The sequence below is a fragment of the Fusibacter sp. genome (genome assembly GCF_057447755.1).
In genome coordinates this window covers 1-3702 of sequence record NZ_JBVBZF010000342.1, presented here as the reverse complement: position 1 = coordinate 3702, position 3702 = coordinate 1, and the positions used below count along the sequence as shown (strand labels likewise).

The 3702-nt window shown below is 39.0% G+C and carries 3 protein-coding genes and 1 pseudogene; all 4 read right to left on the bottom strand.

The window, feature by feature from the left end; genetic code table 11:
• Positions 1 to 620 (bottom strand): HlyD family secretion protein (locus tag AC220I_RS19805; protein WP_486725594.1); only part of this gene is annotated, 620 nt, incomplete at its 3' end.
• 214 nt (positions 621 to 834) lie between these two features.
• Positions 835 to 2046 carry an EAL and HDOD domain-containing protein gene (locus AC220I_RS19800; RefSeq protein ID WP_486725593.1) on the bottom strand — a complete coding sequence of 404 codons (1212 nt, stop codon included), beginning with the start codon at positions 2044 to 2046 and terminating at the stop codon, positions 835 to 837.
• Between the two features lie 73 nt (positions 2047 to 2119).
• A complete protein-coding gene (locus AC220I_RS19795; protein WP_486725592.1) occupies positions 2120 to 3094 on the bottom strand; it encodes a YbgA family protein in 975 nt (324 codons plus the stop codon).
• Positions 3095 to 3350: 256 nt separating this feature from the next.
• Positions 3351 to 3702 (bottom strand): annotated as a pseudogene (locus AC220I_RS19790) (pyridoxal-phosphate-dependent aminotransferase family protein); the annotation flags it as partial.

The window sequence follows — 3702 nt, the reverse complement described above, 5'->3', positions numbered from 1 at the left end:
TTAGTGACCAGCAAGGTATCAATTTCTGCCTCATATTTTTTTCTCAAATTGACAGAAATGCCCTTCACCATCTGATTGTAGCTGTTCTGTGCAATCTTAAGATCAGTTTGAAGCTGCGATAAGTTGTTGATGACCTGCTCCATTTCTGTGAGTGATATGACACCACTTTCATAAAGCGTTTCTGACCTCTCCTTGTTGGCTATGGCCAAATCTAAATTGGTCTCGATCTCAGTAACCTGTAAACGTGCATTGCTCACACGCGCCATATCTGTCCCTGAAAGCGCTTCCTCATAGGTTGCTTCTAAGGCTTCTATTTGCTTGTCCACATTTTGAATTTCAAGGTCTAAGTTGTCTTCATATTTAAAAAGTAATTGTCCTTTATTAACATGATCTCCTAAAGACACCTTTACTGCCTCTATTTTGCTTGTACCATTTGCATAATAGCTTCTGATATTTTTTGAGCTAACACGCCCTGTATCTTGAACATAACTTCCCACTTGACCCATTTTAACCTCTACAGTATTGTATTTCACACCTACATTACCTGTCGTTAAAAGATAAAATAAGCCTACACCTATTGTTGTAAATACAATAAATGCAATAATCAATTTCTTTTTCATAGCGACCTCCATTTCGGCTGGTCTACAAAATTAAATTAATAACCACCAAACCTCTATTCAAATCCTCCCATATGTATAATCATGTTATTTTGCTTGATTATATTTTATTGATACCCCTAGGATTTACAAGCAAACGCCTCTAACACTGGACACGACTTTGCAAAAAAACACATCCCATTAAAACTTAACTGGGATGTGTTAGCGCATGTCTAAACTACTTTTCCATCAAGACCATAATATTTCTCGCCGCTCGCATAGATTCAATATAAAGGTAAGACACCCTCAATTCGTTCAAGCCCATTGACAGGACACGTTTCGAAATAGTTTCATAATCGCCTTGTTCAAACATCCTCATTAATGACAATATTTGTCCTAATGCACCTTCTTGTTTTAAAAGAGCACTAACTACAGCATCTGGTATCTTCAAACCCTCCAAGATTTCTTCAAATGTCGCATCTAACATTGCATCTATGACGCTAAATAGGCCCATCATAAATGCTTCATGACGCTTGTCAAAGTAGGACAATTCAAGTGCGAGTTTTTCAGCAAAATTGGCCCGTGTTAAAGACATATAAGTCAATTCCCTAGGTTTGTTAATGCCCGCATCCTGAATATAGGCAACAGTAGCCCATTTTTCTATTTCCCTAAGCCCCATGAAGGTCAAGGCGCGCTTGATTGAATAAACATCGTGTTTCTCTGTTCGAGGTGCTATAATTTGCATGAGTTTATAACTGAGGACGGCATCGTGTTCAAAGAGTTCCGCAAGTTTCTGGTAGCTTGGCTCTTCACTATTCAGTTCCTTTAATATTTCCATAAATCGCATCTTGTTTGTGGTGTTATACTTCTTCTTGCTTATAATCTGTGGTTTGTTAAAAAAATAGCCCTGAAACAAATCACATCCAAGCGCAACCATATGGTCAAAAACTGCCTGCGTCTCAACCTTCTCTGCTAATATAATCTTACCATGAGACTTGAAGTATTTAATGTTCTTCCTAAGCTCGGTGTCATCATAATCCAAGATATCCAGTTTCACGATGTCAGCATACTCAAAAAAAGGATCATCTATGCCGTCCAGTTCATAATCATCAAGTGCAATCGTATACCCTTTTTCCTTTAGAGCCCTTACACGGTCAACCACGCTTGGATCGACAAATATGGTCTCAAGCACTTCTATCACAATACTCTGTGTATCGATCAACTCAATAGCATCTAAATTGAGTGTCACTTCTTCAAAATTTACAAAGGCCTTGCCCTTACCAACTATCTTTTCAGGGCCTTCTTCAAATAAACTCTGGAGTACATGTGCCGTTGCATGTATGGCTGATGTTCCGCCAAATCCACGTGCATTTTCATCCTTGCGAAATAGGAGTTCATAGCCGTACACGTCCATGTTTTTTTTAAAAATCGGTTGCCTTGCAATTAGCATTTTATCCTCCTCTCTATGAGATCGGGGAGATTTTTTCAAAAATACTCCGACGCCTAATAGGACTCCGAACGTACTACTTTATCCCCTTGCCCGAATCCATAAAATCCAATATTTCAATGGGGTAGGGTTCAAATATGGTCTGCATCTTCAAATAGCTTGTATCAAATCGAATAACCCAGCCATATAAAACGGTCATGACAGCAGACAATGGTTTTTTGTGCTGGTTGTACAATCGCAAGAGGTCTAAAAAGAATATCTTCTCATCAGGTGATAATTCATCCGAGACATAACCGAACATGTGAAGAATCATATTGGTATTCTTACCCTTTTTAAGTGGATTGACAAGCGCTTTCTTTAAGTGAAGTTCATATGCTTCTAAAACCGCTTCTATGGGCAGTTTCTTATGATTGGCAACAATCTTTCCAAGCACCTTTTGCTCAGTTTGATGATAGGCCATGAGTAAATACTTGTTTTCACTCTGAAATTGCACCAGAGATGCCATGGTCCGTTGGGCTTTTACAGCATCAAATCTTGCAAGGGTGTATATGCGTGTCAAAAAATGCTCACGAATTTCAAAGTTAAGCAAACGGCCTTCATCCTCAACAGGTAAGAGGGGATTACATGCCATAAGTGTCTCAGCAAAAAAACCCTTGGTCTTGTCAGGAAGCCCTGGGACTCGTCCAATATCTGAATACATCTTTACCTCTTTGATCCCACATGAGGGAGATCGGCTTTTTAAAATAGCACCATGGAAGCCACCTGCTTTAACTTTTTCACCCTGGTCTAGTGCAAAGGCCATCATTTGATCTGTATAATCATTGCCACTCATGGAAGATACCAATTGTCGTCGCTTGTCCTTAAAAACAATTCGAATAGCCTCTCTCGGTACTGGCAAGCCTATTTCCACTTCTGGACATATTGTTTCAAATGTGACATAATCTTTTATTCGCTTAACAAATTCACTGGAGATCATACTGCCATCATAACGACATTGGGCGTGCTCTATACATCTACTAACCAAAATTTTAGGTTTCACCTTTGAGTTCATTCGTTCTCCTTTTGGTACTTTATTTAATAACATACCTATTTAATACCCATTTATTTTATTGGAAACATAGAAGTTGCTGGAGGACCCTCACAAGATTTGTGTCATCTCACAGTGTCTCAAACCAATTTTCGCTGACGCTGTTTGAGATTAAACATTTCTCATCACAGCTTTCGGCTCAAATTTTGTTGTATACAAAAAAAGTCATGCTAGAGCTTTGTCTAACATGACTTTTTATATTCATTTTATAAATTATAATCTAAAATACATTCATTGACCTTACCAATTCCTTAATGGCTTCTATTGTAAGTTCAACATAGTTTTCGGCGTTGTTCTCACCCATATGGCCAATTCTGAGGACCTTTCCCTGTAAAGGGCCAAAAGCACCTGTAATCATAATGCCATATTGATTAATCAGTGCATCTCTAAAGGCAAGCTCATCCATGCCCTCTGGCACTTTAACCGTGGTGACAGTGTTGGAATAGCCAGCCAGTGGAAAGAGTTCAAAGCCCATGTCTAGGAGCTCGCGTCTCACATAGTCAGCTTTTTCTTTGTGTCTCTCTATGCTGTCCGGTCCATCAAACCATCTTTTTAGGGCTGCATTTAAGGCA